This is a genomic window from Streptomyces sp. NPDC030799 (assembly GCF_055572255.1).
In genome coordinates, this window is the sequence record NZ_JBVIDS010000020.1 from 94,845 (window position 1) to 112,851 (window position 18,007).

At 70.6% G+C, this 18,007-nt stretch carries 15 protein-coding genes, 1 tRNA gene and 1 pseudogene; 9 read left to right on the forward strand and 8 right to left on the reverse strand.

Translation table 11 applies throughout. The features are described from left to right. Nucleotides 1-148 precede the first annotated feature (148 nt). The 3 genes from ACZ41I_RS38470 (at nucleotide 149) to ACZ41I_RS38480 (ending at nucleotide 3,372) form a co-directional block, all read left to right on the forward strand. Nucleotides 149-1,354: a DNA polymerase III subunit delta' gene (locus ACZ41I_RS38470; protein WP_468516336.1), complete on the forward strand. Its 1,206-nt coding sequence runs from the start codon at nucleotides 149-151 to the stop codon at nucleotides 1,352-1,354. Nucleotides 1,355-1,581: 227 nt separating this feature from the next. Next, entirely contained in the window at nucleotides 1,582-3,186 is a 1,605-nt protein-coding gene (locus ACZ41I_RS38475) for an alpha/beta hydrolase (protein ID WP_468516337.1), read from the forward strand. 109 nt (nucleotides 3,187-3,295) lie between these two features. Continuing rightward, nucleotides 3,296-3,372 (forward strand) — tRNA-Thr (locus ACZ41I_RS38480). A 149-nt stretch (nucleotides 3,373-3,521) separates the two neighbouring features. Here the strand turns inward: ACZ41I_RS38480 and ACZ41I_RS38485 are convergent. After that, nucleotides 3,522-3,743 (reverse strand): annotated as a pseudogene (locus tag ACZ41I_RS38485) (ATP-binding protein); the annotation flags it as partial. Continuing rightward, nucleotides 3,740-4,168, reverse strand: a complete 429-nt coding sequence (locus tag ACZ41I_RS38490) for a hypothetical protein (RefSeq protein WP_468516338.1) — start codon at nucleotides 4,166-4,168, stop codon at nucleotides 3,740-3,742. The pseudogene ACZ41I_RS38485 and the gene ACZ41I_RS38490, both read right to left, overlap by 4 nt. Before the next feature lie 368 nt (nucleotides 4,169-4,536). On the opposite strand from ACZ41I_RS38490, the gene ACZ41I_RS38495 reads away from it, so the two are divergent. The 4 genes from ACZ41I_RS38495 (at nucleotide 4,537) to ACZ41I_RS38510 (ending at nucleotide 12,155) form a co-directional block, all read left to right on the forward strand. Then, entirely contained in the window at nucleotides 4,537-5,832 is a 1,296-nt protein-coding gene (locus ACZ41I_RS38495) for a hypothetical protein (RefSeq protein ID WP_399773249.1), read from the forward strand. 62 nt (nucleotides 5,833-5,894) lie between these two features. After that, nucleotides 5,895-6,572, forward strand: a complete 678-nt coding sequence (locus ACZ41I_RS38500; protein WP_468516339.1) for a hypothetical protein — start codon at nucleotides 5,895-5,897, stop codon at nucleotides 6,570-6,572. Between the two features lie 749 nt (nucleotides 6,573-7,321). Continuing rightward, nucleotides 7,322-8,215, forward strand: coding sequence for a glycosyltransferase family 2 protein (locus ACZ41I_RS38505; RefSeq protein ID WP_363217568.1), 894 nt, complete (start codon nucleotides 7,322-7,324; stop codon nucleotides 8,213-8,215). 454 nt (nucleotides 8,216-8,669) lie between these two features. Continuing rightward, on the forward strand, nucleotides 8,670-12,155 hold the full coding sequence (locus ACZ41I_RS38510; protein ID WP_468516340.1) for an AfsR/SARP family transcriptional regulator: 3,486 nt from the start codon (nucleotides 8,670-8,672) through the stop codon (nucleotides 12,153-12,155). Between the two features lie 33 nt (nucleotides 12,156-12,188). Here the strand turns inward: ACZ41I_RS38510 and ACZ41I_RS38515 are convergent, their stop codons facing one another. Then, nucleotides 12,189-13,889 (reverse strand): bifunctional 3'-5' exonuclease/DNA polymerase, encoded by a 1,701-nt coding sequence (locus ACZ41I_RS38515; protein ID WP_468516341.1) that lies wholly within the window; start codon nucleotides 13,887-13,889, stop codon nucleotides 12,189-12,191. A 48-nt stretch (nucleotides 13,890-13,937) separates the two neighbouring features. Then, nucleotides 13,938-14,687 (reverse strand): Clp protease N-terminal domain-containing protein, encoded by a 750-nt coding sequence (locus tag ACZ41I_RS38520; RefSeq protein ID WP_468325499.1) that lies wholly within the window; start codon nucleotides 14,685-14,687, stop codon nucleotides 13,938-13,940. Nucleotides 14,688-14,901: 214 nt separating this feature from the next. Between ACZ41I_RS38520 and ACZ41I_RS38525 the strand changes: the two genes are divergently transcribed. Continuing rightward, entirely contained in the window at nucleotides 14,902-16,011 is a 1,110-nt protein-coding gene (locus ACZ41I_RS38525; RefSeq protein ID WP_468516342.1) for a DUF2786 domain-containing protein, read from the forward strand. 14 nt (nucleotides 16,012-16,025) lie between these two features. On the opposite strand, the gene ACZ41I_RS38530 is transcribed toward ACZ41I_RS38525, so the two are convergent. The 4 genes from ACZ41I_RS38530 to rpmB all read right to left on the reverse strand — a co-directional run bounded on the left by ACZ41I_RS38530 (nucleotide 16,026) and on the right by rpmB (nucleotide 17,778). Further along, nucleotides 16,026-16,541 (reverse strand): DUF4232 domain-containing protein, encoded by a 516-nt coding sequence (locus tag ACZ41I_RS38530; RefSeq protein WP_399773233.1) that lies wholly within the window; start codon nucleotides 16,539-16,541, stop codon nucleotides 16,026-16,028. 112 nt (nucleotides 16,542-16,653) lie between these two features. Next, nucleotides 16,654-17,133 carry a hypothetical protein gene (locus ACZ41I_RS38535; RefSeq protein ID WP_399773230.1) on the reverse strand — a complete coding sequence of 160 codons (480 nt, stop codon included), beginning with the start codon at nucleotides 17,131-17,133 and terminating at the stop codon, nucleotides 16,654-16,656. Between the two features lie 103 nt (nucleotides 17,134-17,236). Further along, nucleotides 17,237-17,542 carry a 30S ribosomal protein S14 gene (gene rpsN / locus ACZ41I_RS38540; RefSeq protein ID WP_468516343.1) on the reverse strand — a complete coding sequence of 102 codons (306 nt, stop codon included), beginning with the start codon at nucleotides 17,540-17,542 and terminating at the stop codon, nucleotides 17,237-17,239. After that, nucleotides 17,542-17,778, reverse strand: coding sequence for a 50S ribosomal protein L28 (gene rpmB, locus ACZ41I_RS38545; protein ID WP_399773228.1), 237 nt, complete (start codon nucleotides 17,776-17,778; stop codon nucleotides 17,542-17,544). The genes rpsN and rpmB overlap by 1 nt, the downstream gene beginning before the upstream one ends. A gap of 61 nt (nucleotides 17,779-17,839) precedes the next feature. On the opposite strand from rpmB, the gene rpmG reads away from it, so the two are divergent. Beyond that, nucleotides 17,840-18,004 (forward strand): 50S ribosomal protein L33, encoded by a 165-nt coding sequence (gene rpmG, locus ACZ41I_RS38550; protein ID WP_043502886.1) that lies wholly within the window; start codon nucleotides 17,840-17,842, stop codon nucleotides 18,002-18,004. Nucleotides 18,005-18,007 lie beyond the last annotated feature (3 nt).

Below are 18,007 nucleotides of genomic sequence, written 5' to 3' on the forward strand. Positions count from 1 at the left end.
GCTCGGGGCGGCACCGATCGGAACGGCGATCGGCGCCGCCCTCGTCTTTCACCACCCTCGGGGCAACATCCGCCGGACCGCGTTGTCAGTGCCCGCCCGCACAATGGAGGGACGGAACGCGGAGTGTGACGGAAGGGCGGCGTGACCCATGACCGTATGGGACGACCTCGTCGGGCAGGAGAAGGTGAGCGCAGTGCTCGACGCGGCCGCGCGGGACGCCGACGCCCTCGTCACGGCCGCCGCGGCCGACGAGCCGCTGCCGGAGGCGTCGAAGATGACGCACGCCTGGCTGTTCACGGGCCCGCCCGGAGCCGGCCGGAACCAGGCGGCGAGGGCCTTCGCCGCGGCCCTGCAGTGTGTGAGCCCCGACCGCGCCCTCGGCGGCTCCCCCGGCTGCGGCTTCTGCGACGGCTGCCACACCGCGCTGCTCGGCACCCACGCGGACGTCACCACGGTGGCTGCGGTGGGCTCCGAGATCCTCGTGAAGGACATGCGGGACACGGTCCGCAAGTCGTTCACCGCCCCGGCGAACGGCCGCTGGCAGATCATCCTGGTCGAGGACGCCGAGCGGCTGAACGAGAAGTCGGCGAACGCCGTCCTCAAGGCCGTGGAGGAGCCCGCCCCGCGCACGGTCTGGCTGCTGTGCGCCCCCTCCGTCGAGGACGTCCTGCCGACGATCCGCTCCCGCTGCCGCCACCTGAACCTGCGCACGCCGTCCGTCGAAGCGGTCGCCGACATGCTCGTACGGCGTGACGGCATCGAGCCCGCGGTCGCGACGGCCGCCGCCCGCGCCACCCAGGGGCACGTCGACCGCGCCCGGCGCCTCGCCACCGACCCGGCGGCCCGCGAGCGCCGCATGGCCGTGGTCAAACTGCCGCTGCGCCTGGACGAGGTCGGCGCGTGCCTCAAGGCCGCCCAGGAACTGGTCGACGCGGCCGCCGAGGACGCCAAGCAGCTGGCCGAGGAGATGGACGGCAAGGAGGCCGAGGAGCTGAAGGCCGCACTGGGCGCGGCCCAGGGCGGCCGGCTGCCGCGCGGCACGGCGGGTGTGATGAAGGACCTGGAGGACATGCAGAAGCGCCGCAGAACCCGCACGCAGCGCGACAGCCTCGATGTCGCCCTCGGCGATCTCACCGCCTTCTACCGCGATGTCCTCGCCCTTCAGCTCGGTTCCCGCGTGGCGATCGCCAACGCCGACGCCGAGGACGCCCTGGAGCGGCTGGCGCGCGGCAGCAGCCCGGAAGCCACGCTCCGCCGCATCGAGGCCATCGCCGCGTGCCGCGAGGCCCTCGACCGCAATGTGGCTCCGCTGCTGGCGGTGGAGGCGATGACAATGGCACTGCGGGCGGGCTGACACCCCGCACCGCGGGCCGGTCGCCCCCGGTGCCGGGACCGCCCCGGAGCCGGGGAGCCGAGAGCCCCCGGCGCGCTTCGGCCCGGCCCCCTGCCGGACCAAGGCGGCCCATGGACACCGCTCTGACACCCTTGGAGACACCCCTCGGAGGTGCGGTTGTGTACCCCGTACGAGCCATAATTCCCACGCGCCGCGTCCGATCCGTCGCTCAGCGTTACGCTCGCTTGATGCACCTCAGGCCATCCCTCCGCCGGACCCGGAGCCCCCGCGCCCGCACGACGGCCCGCCTCACGACCACCCTTCTCGCGGCCGTCGCCCTGCTCGCGTCCGCGTGCTCCTCCGGGAGCTCCACCACGTCGGCCGACGGTGCGACGGACGCGGCGCTGGCCGCGCTGCCGCGCGCGACACCGTCGGCGCTGGCGCCGTACTACAGCCAGAAGCTGCACTGGCGCAGTTGCGGTGTCTCCGGCTTCCAGTGCGCGACGATGAAGGCCCCCCTCGACTACGCCAAGCCCGCTTCGGGTGACGTCCGGCTCGCCGTCGCCCGGAAGAAGGCCACCGGCAAGGGCAAGCCGCTCGGTTCGCTGCTGGTCAACCCGGGCGGACCGGGCGGCTCGGCGGTCGCCTACCTGCAGGGTTACGCGGGGATCGGCTACCCGGCCGACGTCCGTGCCCGCTATGACATGGTCGCCGTGGACCCGCGGGGCGTCGCCCGCAGTGAGCCCGTCGAGTGCCTCGACGGCCACCAGATGGACGTGTACACACAGACGGACCTGACACCCGACGACCAGCAGGAGCGGAACGCGCTGGTCACTGCGGACAAGAAGTTCGCGGAGAGCTGCGGGGCGCGTTCGGCGCGGCTGCTGCGGCACGTCTCCACCGTCGAGGCGGCGCGGGACATGGACATCCTGCGGACGGCCCTCGGTGATCCGAAGCTGAACTACGTGGGAGCGTCGTACGGCACGTTTCTCGGGGCGACGTACGCCGGGCTGTTCCCCGACCGGGTGGGCCGGGTGGTCCTGGACGGCGCGATGGACCCCTCCCTGGACGCCCGGAAGCTGAACCTGGAGCAGACGGCCGGCTTCGAGACCGCGTTCCAGGCGTTCGCGAAGGACTGCGTACGGCACTCCGACTGCCCGCTCGGCGGCAAGGGCACGATGCCCGCGCAGGTCGGGGACCACCTCAGGGCGTTCTTCCGCAAGCTCGACGCGCATCCCGTCCCGGCGGGCGACGCGGACGGCCGCAAGCTGGGCGAGGCGCTGGCCACGACCGGGGTGATCGCGGCGATGTACGACCAGGGCACATGGGAGCAGCTGCGCGGGGCGCTGACCTCCGCGATGAAGAAGAACAACGGCGCGGGCCTGCTCGCGCTCTCCGACAGCTACTACGAACGGGACGCCGACGGCCACTACAGCAACCTGATGATGGCCAACGCCGCCGTGAACTGCCTGGACCTGCCGCCCGCCTTCACCGGCCCCGACCAGGTGGAGAAGGCGCTGCCCGCCTTCGAGAAGGCGTCCCCGGTCTTCGGTGCCGGTCTGGCCTGGGCGTCGCTGAACTGCACGTACTGGCCGGTGAAGGCCACGGGTGAGCCGCACCGCATCCGCGCCGGGGGCGCGGCGCCGATCGTGGTGGTCGGCACCACCCGCGACCCGGCGACCCCCTACCGCTGGGCGCAGGCCCTGTCCCGCCAGCTGTCCTCGGCCCGTCTCCTGACCTACGTCGGCGACGGCCACACCGCCTACGGCCGCGGCAGCACCTGCATCGACACGGCGATCAACACCTACCTGCTCCACGGCACCCCACCGACCGAGGGAAAGCGCTGCTCGTAACCCCGCCCACCGGCCCCGGAGCCACCCGCCCCGGGGCTGGTACGAAGCACCCCCGGAAACTGTGTAGACTTACCGACGTCGCTGATCGCACCATCGGTGCAGCAGGCGCGCCGCTTTAGCTCAGATGGCCAGAGCAACGCACTCGTAATGCGTAGGTCTCGGGTTCGAATCCCGAAAGCGGCTCCACTGAAGCCCAGCTCAGACTTGTCTGAGCTGGGCTTTTGCGTTCAGTGGATGCGACGGCGGCGCAGGGAGCGTGCTGCGCGGGTGTCGGTCGTCTCTCTTCTGGTCTCAGTGGGGCCGGAATCGGGGTCGTCGGTGTACAGGACGCGCTTGGTCGCGCAGTCGAATCCGGGGGCGACGCGGATGTGGACAGGCTGCACGTCCTCGGCAGGCGCGAGGGCTTCGAACGGGGAGCGGAGGCGGGCCGGCCACAGGGTGGGCGTTGTTCTGCGTGTACACGGCCCCGTCGGCGGTGCGGAGTACCGGAAATGCGCCCAGGCGTAGTCAGTGATGACCTCGCGGGTCGGGTTGTTTTCGTCGTCGGCCTTGGTCACAGTTCCACCCGGCCGACGCCGTTGGTCCACGTGCCGGGGCGATTCCCCTTTGCCTGAGCGGCGGTGAACAGCCGCGCGATGTGAGCGTCGGTGAGGCAGCCGCACCGGCCATGGGTGGACAGCACGGCTAGAAACGTCCGGTCCACGGTCGTGTGGACTGCGCTGCGGGCCTCGGTGATGCGCTGTTCAGCCATGTGACCGCGTTCCAGGTAGGCGGAACGTTCGGTGGCGGCACGCCCCGGCCGCCGGCCGGTGCGGGCACGGTGATTGCGGGTGGGCACCATCCGGGTGCTGGGCAGGGACTGGCCGGCCCATTCGATGGCCGCTGCATCGTCCAGGTCCACGGTTATCCCGGCCCCGCCGGGGTGATAGCCGACCGCCGCAGTGTGCCGCCACGCCGGGACCCACGACGGCGAGGTGAGCACGCGAGATTCGATGGTGGCGGCGGCCCACTCGTGGCACGGGGCCGGTCACAGGCATGGCAGACCGCCAGGACGACCGGAATGAAGCCGACGCCATCGCTTCCAAGGTGGGAATATCCGCCAACCGGGAAAGGGTCGCTGATGACATCAGGCGGGATTGCTCATTCTGGTGCCCGGAGGACTTCGACCTCCCCCATCGGCGTTCCGACGATCTCTGCCAGCGGCCGGCGGAAACGGCGGATTAGGGATGGACCGCAGGACGGTAGCGATACCTCTACGGTCGCTTGAGTTCCGCGACCTGCTTCTGTCTCGACTCCCCAAACGGAGTAGTCCAGGATGCTGACGAGCACCATCACTGTGACCATGATTTCATGGGCAAGAATTTTTCGAGCAGACTAGCCGCCAGCCCACGGTTAGCATACCTGTATGGGCACATTACGCCCATCACAATGATCCTGGGCCTGCTTGTCTCGGCTGCATTCCTCGGTCTCATGGGAGTCAGTGATGTGGCTGGAGCAATCACGTACCTTGGGCGACTTACAGGCGTTCTCATGGTCGTTGGCGCCGGAATCTGCCTACTTGCCGCAGTCGCTTCGTTCGACTATTGGGGGCAGGTGCACGTCAAGTTTTCGGGAGCTTTTGTTCTGCTCGGGGCGATGACTGTTCTGGGCCACAACTTGATGATGATGTCCCTGCAGATCCAGGGACGTGAATACACTCCCTACGTCTTCGTGTGGATCACACTCATAGCCTGGTCGATTTGGGCTCTATGGACCCTGCTGCACAAAAAAGGCGTATGGAAGGATATCCCAGCACCACGGCAGTTTGCGATTGGAGTCCTTGCCTCTGGGCTTATCGCAGTGGGGAACTTCGCGTATTCGCAAATATACCTGCCATATTCAAATCCTGAGAACATTTCAAATCGTGTTGTATTCGGAAAGCCGACAGCGAGGGCGGGCGGTGGAACACTGCTGCCCGTAAAGTTGGAAGTGAGCAATATCGGCAAAGTCGGCGTTTCTATCGTAAATTCTGTCTATTCGGTCGTCGGGGAGTATGCCGAAAAGGATGTCCTGAGGGGGCAGGCAGATTGGATGGAAGAACTGACCAACAATGGAGATGCCGCGATCCATCAGAGCATTGGCCCACCGAGTCAGGTCTTGATTGAGTCCGGGCGGATTGTCGCGCCGGATTCATGGCTGGAGCCGGGGGAAACCATAACCGAAGAAAAAATCATTGAGCTCGACAAGGCGAGTCCCTATGACGCGATCGAAGCCTCAAGCGACGTCCTGCTCACCCGGAGAGACCGGGTTACCCTGGAGTATGTCTCTATGGGCGATTCTTGGAATGACTGGCTGCAGCAGAGGGAACGGGCCCCTGATTGGGTAACACAGCCCGCAGCAAATAAGGACGTCCCGTTTGTGCGCTACGAGTATCGACTTCAGCCGGGCAGCGGTGTCCTGAGGTTTACACGACGTCCCAAATATCTTACTTCCTGGTGGATTCTAGATGCTGAAAGCCCGTACTTGGAGTCGACGGTTTCCTCGAAGCCCGGTACGGGTGCTAATCCTAGCGATAGAGAGCTTAGCGCATGGGTTAGAAGGTATGGATTTGTAGATAAACCTAGCGGGTATTCAGTGTGTCCCCTGACGGGACTCCCTGGACAATAGAGTTTTTGCGGTGAGATGTAGCGCCCGGTTGCGTACCCCTTAGGCCTACTGGAGAATCAGTCATGCCATTCCCCCTTGCTGTGACCCTGATCTGCGTGGGCCTGATGTTTATTACGCTCGCAGTGATCAACAGTGGACACCTTCCCCGTTCGAAGGCCTCGAGAATGCGGCGGAAGGTTCGCCTTACCCTAGCATTTCTGGGTGCCTTGATGGTAATCGGCAATGTTGTACTTTTGATTGCTCCAAGCACCAATCGCCCTCTTGGACGCAAGAGTAGGTCAACACCGTCGGCAACACCCTCGCTAAATGTCGATGCGGCGTTGAATGTACTGGCATATCACGCCGTGGCGGAAAGTGAATGGAGCAATTGCAAAAGAACTGCAGATGTGCCGTTATCGGCAATTGGCTATGTCTGCGGAAAAAGTGATGATCCCGGACACGCGAAGTACATCGCTTTCCCGACTCTTAAATCCATGCGCGCCTATTTTGATGCGACTTCTAACGCTGCGCCGGCTAAGCGCTCTCAATGCAACAGCATCGAGGACTATCTATCGGGCGGCGGTCATCGAAATATCGACAAGCCGGGTATTCATGGAGAGCTGGCATGCTTCTGGCGAGTAGGGGAGTTCTGGATTGCATTGGCTTATGACGATTACAAGATCGCAGGGTTGGCGAAAATGAACAGCGATCAAGAGGTTGCAGACTTCCTCAATTGGGTCCTTAAAGGAATCCGTCAATAGTCGCATGCGGTGACGAGTCAACACACTGAACTACCTGTTTGTGCGCAGGACGCGGCTGAAAAGCGGCGTACTGTCATGGCGGGATGTCGCGCTTGGGGCAGGCTTCCTCAGCGCACGCGTTCCAGGCTCGGCGAGTGCGGATTCGACGGTGGCGGTTCACGACCGGGCTGCTTCGCAGCGCCCCGCCATCGTCCGCCGTCCGAAACCGAGTGTGACCAGGAGTGGAGACCCGTTTCTCGGACATCCGCGGACCCTGGCAGACCAAGATCGGACAACTCCTAATGCGTAGCGGCCCTGACCGTGCGCATCTGCAGCGCGGGCCGCACGGATTGCCGGTTGTGTTCCCGGGCTGCTCTCGTCTGGATCAGGCTGACCCAGAGCGAACCAAGCGCTATCAAGACCGCGCAGACGGCGATAACCGTATCGGCGCCCATGATCCCCCCGGTGCCTTGGTGGCGAGGATGAGACTCTTTCGCCGGAAGCGCGGCGAACCGGCTTGGTCGCGCCCCGGTCGTGACACAGATACCGCCTCCTGGGCGGCATGGCCACCCGCCCGGAGCTGCGCCGCCCGTCGCCTCGCTGCCCGTTGGTCGCCGCCCGCACAGGAAACGTGCGGGTGAATCCGGAGCAAAAGGGCCGCAAAGTGAATCGGGGCCGGGTGAACCCGCGGAGCTGAGGCAACATCTTGGTGAACGGCGGGCACCGCGTTCAGGGGGCGGCGCCGCCGTCGGCCGGATGGGGTGAGTGACGTGGTGGAGCCGAGGATCGCCGTGGCCGTGGTGACCATGGGCAACCGGCCGGCGGAGGTCGACGCCCTGCTGGAGTCCGTGGCCAAGCAGGACCTCGCCCCCGCCCGCATCGTCATCGTCGGCAACGGCTGCCGGCTGCCCGAGTTCGCCCGCCGGCTCTCCCTGCCCGGCGAGGTCACCACCATCGACGTGGAGGAGAACCTCGGCTGTCCGGGCGGCCGCAACGTCGCGCTCGCCCGGCTGCGGGAGTACGGCGACGTCGACGTCGTCGTGGAACTGGACGACGACGGGCTGCTCGTCGACGCCGATGTGCTGCGACGCGTACGGGACCTGTACGCCGCCGATCCGCGCCTCGGCATCGTCGGCTTCCGCATCGCCGACGAGCACGGCGAGACCCAGCAGCGGCACGTGCCCCGCGTGGGCAAGTCGGATCCGATGCGCGGCGGTTACGTCACCGGCTTCCTCGGCGGCGGACATGCCCTGAGCATGGCCATGCTGGCCGAAACCGGGGACTGGCCCGCCGAGTTCTTCTTCGCACACGAGGAGACCGACCTCGCCTGGCGCGCCGCGGACGCCGGCTGGAAGATCCTCTACGCTCCCGAGCTGCTGCTCCAGCACCCCAAGACCTCACCGGCCCGGCACGCCATCTACTACCGCGTCAACGCCCGTAACCGTGTCTGGCTCGTCCGGCGCCGGCTGCCGTTGCCGCTGATTCCCGTGCATCTCGGCGTGTGGGTCCTGCTCACCCTGGCCCGCACCCGCTCCCCGGCCGGGCTGAAGGCATGGTTCGCCGGTTTCGCGGAGGGGCTCCGGAGGCCGGCCGGCGAGCGCCGCCCGATGCGCTGGCGGACGGTGTGGCGACTGACCCGGCTGGGGCGCCCGCCGGTGATGTGAGGAGCGGTTCCGCCGGGGAACCGCGCCCTGCCGGTGGGCCGACCGGCGCAAAGGAGTCGTGGCGGAGGGGACGGGACGGGGCCCCGGGCGTTCACCTCCGCCGACCGGGGCCCCTTGCGTCCCCGGATCCAGCCTGCGGCGACACTCCCCCGAGTTACGCGACATACGCGCGCGCCGTTGGACCAGATCCGATGGAGATGATCACATCAGGATTCGCCAACGGATCGCTAACATGTGGCCAACGGTTCGTCGGCAGGTCGAGGGCTCGTTGGCCGGAACTTGCCGACGGTATCCGGAATCAAGCCGTCGGACAGGCCGATCCGGGGCCGGACCGGCAGGCGGAAGGTGGCGGGAAACCGTTGTGGACAGGCGGATTTCCGCCAAGGATCGGCGGGCACACGCTCGCCGCGGAGCACGGTCGGCCCCGACCGCGGGAAGGCAGTGGAGCGGCGTGATGCGGCGGTGCGGGCTGCGGTTCGGACTGCTGGGACCGCCGGTCCTGTACGACCGACCGCCATTCGGAATCTCGACCAAGTCCCCCGGTGCAGATCCCGGCGAACCTGCCACCGGCGGCACGCCGCAGGGCACCCCGCACGGCACCCCGCACGGCAAGCCCACCCCCGACGGCTCCGACGCCACCGACGACCCCGACACATCTGGCGCCCCGGGCGCCACCGCCCCCGGCGACACCGCGTCCTCCGAGTCCGCCCCCAACAGCCCCGACAACCTCGTCCGTGCCATCGGCAGCCCCAAAGTGCGCGCACTGCTCGCCGCGTTGCTGCTGGAGCCGGGCCGGGTCGTGTCGGTGGAGTCGCTGAAGGACGCCCTGTGGGGCGGGGCGCCGCCGGTCTCCGCGCAGGCGTCCCTGCACAACCACGTGACCCGGCTGCGCCGGCTCCTGGACGACCCCGACCGGCTCAGGGCCGTAGCGCCGGGATACGTACTGCGCGTCGATCACGGCGAGTTGGACGTGCACGTCTTCGACGCCCGGGTCGCCGAGGCGCGGGCCGCGCACGCCCGGCGGGACTGGCCGGGTGTCGTACGGGCCTGCGCGGCCGGACTCGCGCTCTGGCGCGGCGCCCCGCTCAGCGGACTCCCCGCCGACCTCGGCGGTTACGCCCTGGTGCAGCGCCTGGAGGAGGCCCGGCTGCTCCTGCTGGAGTGGCGCTACGACGCCGAACTCGCCCTCGGCGGCGCACGATTGGTCGAAATTGTCCCCGAGCTGGCGGCGCTGGTCGCCGAGCACCCGCTGCGCGAGGCGTATCACCGTCAGCTCATGCTCGCCCTGCACCGCACCGGCCGTCAGGCCGAGGCGCTCGCCGTGCACCGTGATCTGCGCGCCCGCCTGGTCGAGGAACTCGGCATCGAACCCGGCACCGCGGTCCGCGAGGCGCATGTCGAGGTGCTGCGGGGGAGCGACGAGAAGGGTGACGCCCGCCGGCCGGGCGTGAAGAGCGATGTCCGTCAACCGCGCCGGGACGACCGCCCCTTGGACGCCGATACCGATGCAGACACCGAGGGGGAGGGGCCGGGTGCGACGCCGGTCCCGCACCCGGCCGGTGCCCCGGAGGTCCGGCAGGCCCCGCGGCCGGCCCAGCTGCCGCCCCCGCCTGCCCATTTCACCGGTCGTGCCGACGTCCGCCGCGAGCTGCGGCACGCGCTCACCGAGCCGCCCGCTCCGGCCCCCGCCATCGCCGTGATCAGCGGCATGGCGGGCGTCGGCAAGAGCGCGCTCGCCCTGGATGTCGCGCACGGGCTGCGGGAACGATTCCCCGACGGTCAGCTGTACGTCAACCTGCACGGCGCCACCCCCGGCATGACCCCGCTCCCCTCCGCGCAGGCGCTCGCCGCGCTGCTTCGGGACCTGGGGGTCGAGCCCCGCAGCATCCCGGAGCACCCGGACGCGGCGGCCGCCCTGCTCCGCTCGCTGCTCGCGCCGGCCCGCATCCTGCTGGTGCTGGACGATGCGGCGAGCGCGGCCCAGGTACGGCCCCTGCTGCCGGCCGGGCCTGGCTGTGCCGTGATCGTCACCAGCCGCTCGCCGCTGACCGCGCTCGACGGCGCCCGGCGCTTCCCGCTCGCCCCGCTGACCGGTGAGGACAGCGCGGCGCTGCTCCGCGCCGTGAGCGGACGCGAGGGACTGGACGCCGGTCACGCCCTGGTCGAGCTGACCGGCGGGCTCCCGCTGGCGCTGCGCGTCGTCGCCGCCCGGCTCGCCGCCCGTCGCGCCCTCACCCCGGATGCGTTGGCGGGCCAACTCGCCGAGACCGGTGGGCGGTTGCGGCACCTGGAGTACGACGACCTGAGCGTCCGGCGCTCCCTGGCCGTCGCCCACGACGCGCTCGCCGCCGCCGAGCGCGAGGCCGACCGGGACGCGGCCCTCACCCTGCGCCACATCGGCGCGCTCGACCTGCCGACCTACGGCGCCCCGCTGATCGCCCGCCTCACCGGCACCGACGAGCGCCGTGCCGAGGCCGCCCTCGACCGCCTGGTCGACGTCGCCCTGCTGGAGGAGACGGCCTACGGCCGCTACGCCCCGCACGACCTGGTCCGCGACTTCGCCCGCGAACTGGCCGACACGGGGAAGGCGACGGAGGCGGGCGCGGGGAGGGACGCAGGGAAAGACGCAGGGAAGGACACACGGAAGGGCCCAGGGGAGGAGCCGGCGAAGGACCCGGAGAAAGACCCCGGCGCGTGGGTGCCCGGTGCTCCGTCCGGCGCCGAGCCGGGGCGCGACGGCCACGGCCCGCGCCGGGAAACCGCCGGCCCGGCCGGTGCCGCCGCCGCGTCCGGCTCCCTCCCGGTCCCCGCCCCGGATCCGACCGCCCTGCGCTGGTACGCCGCCGTGGCCGAGCGGCTGCTGGAGGCGATCGCGGAGCCCGGGCTCGACCAGGACGACCGGCGCCGGCCGACCGCCGCACAGCCGCCGGACCATGCGACGGACCTGGCCGGGATGGCGCGCTTCGAGTCCGCCGAACAGGCCTTCGCCTGGGGCGAGGTGGAGCTGGAGAACGTGGTCGCCCTGGTGTCACGGAACGCGGACACGCTCGACGCGGAACGGGCCGCTCCTCTCTCGGTGCTGGCACGGCTGCTCTTTCCGTATGTCCAGCGCAGCGGACGGGTCGCCGAGATGGAGGTGCTGGGGCGGGCCGCGCTCGGCGCGGCGCGGCTGCTCGGGGACGCGCCGGCCGAGGCGTATGCGCTGGGCGACCTGGCGGGCCTGCACTTCCTGGCCGGCCGGCAGAAGGACGCCCTCGCCCTCACCGACCAGTCGCTGGAGATCTGGCGGCGGCTCGGTGTGGCCTCGCGGATCCGGCGCTGCCTGAACAACCGCGGGCTGCTGCTGGAGGGGCTCGGGCGGTTCGAGGAGTCCGGGGAGGCGCTGCGGCAGAGTCTGGCCTACTCCCGGCAGCTGAACGACCCCTACGGGGAGGCCGTCACCCACAGCCACCTCGGCAACCTCTACGAGCACACCGACCCGCGCGCCGCCATCGAGCAGCACCGGCGCTCGCTGGCGATCGGGGACGCGATCGGCGCGGTCATCCTGCAGCACTCGGCGCACTGCAACATCGGCTACGCCCATCTCAGCCTGGGCGAACCGGGTGCCGCCGCCGAGCACTTCGAGGAGAGCCTGCGCATTCTCGGCGGCCACGGCGACTGGCACGGCGAGTCCCAGACCCGGCTCGGCCTGGTCCGTGCGCTGCGGCAGCTGGGGGAGACCGAGCGGGCGGCCCACGAGTGCGCCGAGCTGCTCAGCCGGGCCGACGCCCGCGCCGACGGGTACACGGGCGGCCTGGCCCGGCACCAGCAGGGGCTGCTGCTGCGCGCGCAGGGACGTCGGCCGGAGGCGCACGACGCCTGGCACGCGGCACTCGCGGCGCTGGACGGCACGGACGAGCAGGCGGTCGTGACCGAGCTGCGCGAACTTCTCGCGGAGTGATCGAAGAGCGGCCGAAGTGTCCTGGAACGGCGTTCATTTGGCGTCGGCATAGCACTCCACCACCGCTGTCGTGAACGGGAACCGCACCGGTGTCTCGCCGAAGGTCAGGCGGCCGGCGAGGTCGGCGGCGGCGCGGATGGCCCGGACGACCGTGTCGGCCTCCTCGGCGGGGCAGTGCACGATCACCTCGTCGTGCTGGAAGAAGACCAGCTCGGCCTTGAGGTCCGCGCAGGCCCGACGGAGCGCGGCGAGCATCAGCAGGGCCCAGTCGGCGGCGCTGCCCTGGACGACGAAGTTCCGCGTGAAGCGGCCCCGCGCACGGGAGTTGACGGAGGCGTAACCCGGAACCCAGGCGGCCTGGCCGTCGGCCTGTGTCTCGGCATCGTCCTCGCCGACGGGGATGCCCGCCTCCTCCGCGGCGTCCTCGCCGGCCCCGGCGGCCGGCGGGCAGGTGCGGCCCAGCCAGGTGCGCACCAGCCGGCCCTCCTCGCCCGCACGGGCCGCCTCGTCGACGTAGGCGACGGCCTTCGGGAAGCGGCGGCGCAGCGCGGCCAGGTTCTTCAGGCCGTCGCCCGAGGTCTGGCCGTAGACCGCGCCGAGTACGGCGAGTTTGGCCTGGTCGCGGTCGCCGGAGAAGGCGCGGTCGGACACCGACTGGTAGAGGTCGCTCTCGCGGCCGGCGACCTCCATCAGACCGGGGTCCCGGGAGATGGCGGCGAGCACGCGCGGTTCCATCTGGTCGGCGTCGGCCACCACCAGCCGCCAGCCGGGGTCGGCGACCACGGCCCGGCGGATCACCTTGGGGATCTGCAGTCCGCCCCCGCCGTTGGTCACCCAGCGTCCGGTGACCGTGCCGCCGGCCAGGAACTCGGGGCGGAAACGGCCCTCGCGCACCCAGTCCTGCAGCCAGGACCAGCCGTGCGCCACCCAGATGCGGTACAGCCTCTTGTACTCCAGCAGAGGCGCGACGGCCGGGTGGTCGACGGACTGGATCTCCCAGCGGCGGGTCGAGCGCACCTTGATCCCGGCCTGCGCGAACGCCTTGACGACGTCCGCGGGCAGGTCGGGGCGCACCCGGCGGCCGAAGGCGGCGGACACCTCGTCGGCCAGCTCGGCGAGGCGGCGCGGCTCGCCGCCGCCCGCATAGCGCTCGCCCAGCAGGTCGTGCAGCAGGCTGCGGTGGACCTCGGCGCTCCAGGGGAGGCCCGCGTGGTTCATCTCGGCGGCCACCAGCATGCCGGCCGACTCGGCGGCCGTCAGCAGGCGCATCCGGTCGGGGTGGGCGGTCTCCTCGTGCCGCCTGAGCTGCCCGGCGTAGACCGCGAGGAGGTCGGTCAGGGGCAGCCGGATGCCGGTGGGCTCGAACAGCGGGGACTGCGCGCCCGGTTCGGCCGAACGCTGGGGCGGGTCGGGCGGTACGGGGCCGCCCCGGAGGCGGGCCAGGGCGGCGGCGGCCGAGCGCGGCTCGCCGTACCGGCCCTCGTGGCCCAGCAGGAGTGTCTCGGCGTCCTCGATGTCGTAGCACCGCTCCACTCGCACCCCCGTGGCGAGCAGACGCGGGTAGACCTCGGGGGTGGACCGCCACACCCAGCGCGTCACCTCCGGGCGGCTCCGCACCGCCCCGGCGAGATCGCTCTCCCGCCGCACCGGCCCGGCGGGCAGCCCGTCCGGGCCGAGGGGGGCGACCTCCACGCCTCCGTCCTCGGCCGGTGCGAGCGCCCACCGGTCGGTCATGACTGCGAGTGTGGCAGGCGGCACTGACAATGGCCCTGACCTGCTGTTTCAGTCCTCCCTGGATTCCTGGGCGGGTTCCTGGCGCTGCTCCGTCAGCAGCGCCAGAGCCTTGCCGAGATACTCCTCGGCCGCCGCCTTGGTGAGGCCGACGCCGCTGAGGACGCCCCGGCCGTTCTCGTGTTCCAGCAGGGCCAGCAGGATGTGCTCGGTGCCGATGTAGTTGTGGCCGAGCCGAAGGGCCTCGCGGAAGGTGAGCTCCAGGACCTTCTTGGCGTCGGGGCCGTAGGGGACGAGGCCGGGGACCTCCTCCGCGGCGGGCGGGAGCGCGGCGGTCGCCGCCTGGCGTACGGCGTCCAGGAGGACGCCCTGCTCGGTGATCGCCTTCGCGGCCAGCCCCTCGGGCTCGGCCAGCAGGCCGAGGACCAGGTGCTCGGGGCGGCCCTCGGGGTTGCGGGCGGCCAGTGCCTCGTTGTGCGCGGCCATGACGACGTTCCGCGCGCGGGTGGTGTAGCGGCTGAAGTCGGCCGCGCCGAGGTCGGCGGACTCCTTCGGCACGAACCGCTTCTGCGCCGCCTGCCGGGTCACGCCCATGCTCCTGCCGATCTCGGTCCAGGAGGCGCCGGAGCGGCGGGCCTGGTCGACGAAGTGGCCGATCAGATGGTCGGCCACGTCGCCGAGGTGATCGGCTGCGATCACCGCGTCCTGCAGCTGTTCGAGAGGTTCGGAGTGGGATTTCCTGATGGCCTCGATGAGGTCGTCGAGACGTACGGATGCCGTGATGTTCTGACGGTTGGCCATGTGTCAACCGTAGGTTGCACCCCTCGGGCTGTCAACCATTGGTTGACACTCTGTCCCCGGCCGGTTTCCCGGCCGAGTGGCTACTTTGGTCCGGGCCGCCCGCACCCGTCGGACACCGACGGCCCGATCGCTCCGCAGTGCCCGCCGCCCCTTCCTCCACAGCCTGTGGACAACGCTCGGCCGGGTGTCGGTGGGGCATGGCACGATCGACGATGTGACCAGCACTGCCAGCACCGTCGAGCGGGCTTTCCGGGCCGCCCTCTACGACGACAGCGACACCGGGCTCGACACCGGCGCCTCCCTGCTCGCCGCCGACCCCGCCGCGGACGCCGAACTCGCGCGCCGCGGCGAGGAGTTCGTCGCGACGGCCTGGCGGCGCGGCTGGCAGCCCGCCGACGTCGTACGACTGGTGCGGCGCGAGCTGGAGGACGCGCATGTGCGCCGGGCCGCCGCGCTGATCCGTGCGCAGGCCGGGCAGGACCGCCCGCGGGGGCGCCGCTGGGCCGCCCAGCTGGCGGATCTGCCCGAGGCTGCCGCCCGCGAGACCGACCGCTTCACGCAGGCCACGACCGCACTGGAGCTGTACCGCCTGCTACTGCGCCTGCCCGCCCTGGAGCCCCTGGAGCAGGAGTCCCGCCCTGCTCCCGGCCCGGCCGCCGCCCGCATGCTCACCCGCATCCGCGCGCTGCTCGCCAAGGCCGAGGCGACCGGGTATCCCCAGGAGGCGGAGGCGCTCAGCGCCAAGGCGCAGGAGCTGATGGCACGGCACAGCGTCGACGAGGCGCTGCTCGCGGCCGGGGCACCCGCGCCGGACGCGCCCGGCGCCTGCCGGATAGGCGTCGAGCCGCCGTACGAACAGGCCAAGGCGGTCCTGCTCGACGCCGTGGCCGGCGCGAACCACTGCCGCGCGGTGTGGAACGAACCGCTGGGCTTCTCCACGGTCGTCGGCTACGAGGCGGACCTGGAGGCGGTCGAGCTGCTCTACACCTCGCTGCTGGTGCAGGCCACGCACGCGATGACCAGGGCGGAGGCCGCGCAGAGAGCCGGCGGGCGGAAGCGGACCAAGACCTTTCGGCAGTCGTTCCTGGCCGCCTATGCCCACCGCGTCGGCGACCGGCTCGCGGCCGCCGCCGAGACCCAGGTCACCCAGGACCTGCTGCCGGTCCTCGCCACCAGGGAGCTGGCCGTCACCGACCGGCTGGAACGCATGTTCCCCGAGACCACCACGACCCGACTGCGCGGCGTGAGCGACGCCGCCGGGTGGACGGAGGGTGCGCGGGCGGCGGACCGCGCCCGGGTCGGAGCCCGCCCCCGACTGGAGTGACGCCGCGCGGGCCGTCAGTCGCCGACCTGCTGGAAGGCACTCACGGAGGCGTCCGGACCGCTGCCGCCGGCCTGGGCCGCCACGGGGCCGTAGGACCAGGGGAAGCTCCGGGTGGTGGGGGAGCCAGGCAGGCTGATGGTCACGGTCTTGGCGTCCACGACGGTCTTGGCGCCCGCGTCGCCGCGCACATAGCTGATGGTGAAGGACGCCGAGTCGCCCTTGGCGAGCTTGAGCTTCTGCGCCTTCGCGCCCTTGAGCGCCGGCACGTCGGTCTTGGCGCCGCCTGCGTTCAGGACGACGCCCGCGAAGTGGTCCAGGGTGCAGGGCTTGCTCTGGTTGGTGATGCTGACGGGAATCTCGCCCGTGTCACCGGCCTTCGGCGCGACGCTCGCCGACCCGATCTGCACGGAGACCCCGCCGATCTCGCAGTCCGAGCTGTTCTTGCTCTCGCTCTTGCTCCCGCCACCGTTGCAAGCGGTGAGCAGCAGGGCGGCGGCGAGGGCCGTGACGGTGAGCGGAATGGCGCGCATGAGCAGGTCCCATCGAGGTCGTGACGGTGCCCCTGCATCATGGCGCCTGTGCGCCGCCCCCGCTCGCGCACCCCCTCGGAATCACCGCTTCAGGTGGCACGTCCCGCCGGCGTCACGGCTTCACCCGGGGCGGCGGTGCCGACGGCAGCTTGCCGCCCTCCGCCTTGGTGTACGTCTCCCGGCCGGTCCCGCCCGACCAGTTCACCGTCATGCCCTTGCCGTCCACCGAGTCGACCATGCCGGTGATCCGGTCCTTGTCGCCGTCGGGGCAGGTCAGATGGATCATCTGCATCCCCGCCTCCTCGCCCGCGGACCCCTGGCACCAGGTCTTGCGGCCGGTCACGAACAGCCCGGCCTTCTTCCCGGTGATCACCAGAGCCACGATCTTGCCCCCGCTGGTGGTGAGCCAGCTGCCCTGGAGCTTGCCGGAGGCGCCGGTCACGGCCGCGGAGCCCGAGCCGGCGGTGGGTGTCGCGGTCGCGCTCGGCGGCGCCGAGGGGGCGCTCTTGCCGCCCCCGTCACCGCCCCCGCTGCACGCGGTCAACGCGGCGAGCGCACCCACCAGCCCCGCGGCCACGGCTGCGGTCCGCACCCTTGCAGTCGCACTCCTTGCTGTCGCAGAAGTCACCGGAAAGCTCCCAAGCTGTAGCGGCCGGCCGCCCTCGGCCGGACGGCCCGCAGCAAGTTACCAGCCGTTACCAGGAGGACTTCCGGACGCCGGGCAGGAATCCGTTGTGAGCCTGCTCGCGCAGATTCACCCGGGACAGGCCGAAGGTACGCAGATATCCGCGCGGGCGGCCGTCGACCTGGTCGCGGTTGTGCACGCGCGTGGCGCTCGCGTCCCGCGGTTGCCTGCGCAACTCGGCCCGGGCGGCGAGCCGTTCGGCGTCCGTGGACGACGGCCGACGGATGATCTCCTTCAGTTCGGCGCGCCGGGCGGCGTACCGGGCGACGACCGCCTTGCGCCGCTCGTTCTTCGCGATCTTGCTCTTCTTCGCCATCAGATCCGCACCCCCCGGGCGCGGATCCGGGCCACGGCCGCCTCGACGCCGATCGCGTCCACGGTCTTGATCCCCTTCGTGCTCAGCCGCAGCCGGACGTACCGGCCCTCGCCGGGCAGCCAGTAGCGCTTGCTCTGGATGTTCGGGTCGAAGCGGCGGGAGGTGCGCCGGTGGGAGCGGGAGATGTGATTGCCGAAGCCCGGCCGGGTCCCGGTGAGCATGCAGTGCGCGGACATGGTGACGTAGCTCTCCTCAGACAGAGTTCGTAATGGAATTCATTTTCAGTAAGGTAGCAGCATGGCACGCAACGAACTCCGCCCGGTCGTCAGGCTCCGGTCCACCGCCGGGACCGGCTACACCTACGTGACCCGCAAGAACCGCCGCAACGACCCGGACCGCATGACGCTGCGCAAGTACGACCCGGTCGCCGGCCGGCACGTCGACTTCCGAGAGGAGCGCTGAAGG

What these genes read in the sequence shown, in the direction of transcription:
- ACZ41I_RS38515 (WP_468516341.1), bottom strand. Translation starts at nt 13,889, where the DNA reads ATGACCGACCGGTGGGCGCTCGCACCGGCCGAGGACGGAGGCGTGGAG.
- rpsN (WP_468516343.1), bottom strand. Translation starts at nt 17,542, where the DNA reads ATGGCGAAGAAGAGCAAGATCGCGAAGAACGAGCGGCGCAAGGCGGTC.
- rpmB (WP_399773228.1), bottom strand. Translation starts at nt 17,778, where the DNA reads ATGTCCGCGCACTGCATGCTCACCGGGACCCGGCCGGGCTTCGGCAAT.
- ACZ41I_RS38470 (WP_468516336.1), top strand. Translation starts at nt 149, where the DNA reads ATGACCGTATGGGACGACCTCGTCGGGCAGGAGAAGGTGAGCGCAGTG.
- ACZ41I_RS38495 (WP_399773249.1), top strand. Translation starts at nt 4,537, where the DNA reads ATGGGCAAGAATTTTTCGAGCAGACTAGCCGCCAGCCCACGGTTAGCA.
- ACZ41I_RS38520 (WP_468325499.1), bottom strand. Translation starts at nt 14,687, where the DNA reads ATGGCCAACCGTCAGAACATCACGGCATCCGTACGTCTCGACGACCTC.
- ACZ41I_RS38510 (WP_468516340.1), top strand. Translation starts at nt 8,670, where the DNA reads ATGCGGCGGTGCGGGCTGCGGTTCGGACTGCTGGGACCGCCGGTCCTG.
- ACZ41I_RS38530 (WP_399773233.1), bottom strand. Translation starts at nt 16,541, where the DNA reads ATGCGCGCCATTCCGCTCACCGTCACGGCCCTCGCCGCCGCCCTGCTG.
- rpmG (WP_043502886.1), top strand. Translation starts at nt 17,840, where the DNA reads ATGGCACGCAACGAACTCCGCCCGGTCGTCAGGCTCCGGTCCACCGCC.
- ACZ41I_RS38500 (WP_468516339.1), top strand. Translation starts at nt 5,895, where the DNA reads ATGCCATTCCCCCTTGCTGTGACCCTGATCTGCGTGGGCCTGATGTTT.
- ACZ41I_RS38475 (WP_468516337.1), top strand. Translation starts at nt 1,582, where the DNA reads ATGCACCTCAGGCCATCCCTCCGCCGGACCCGGAGCCCCCGCGCCCGC.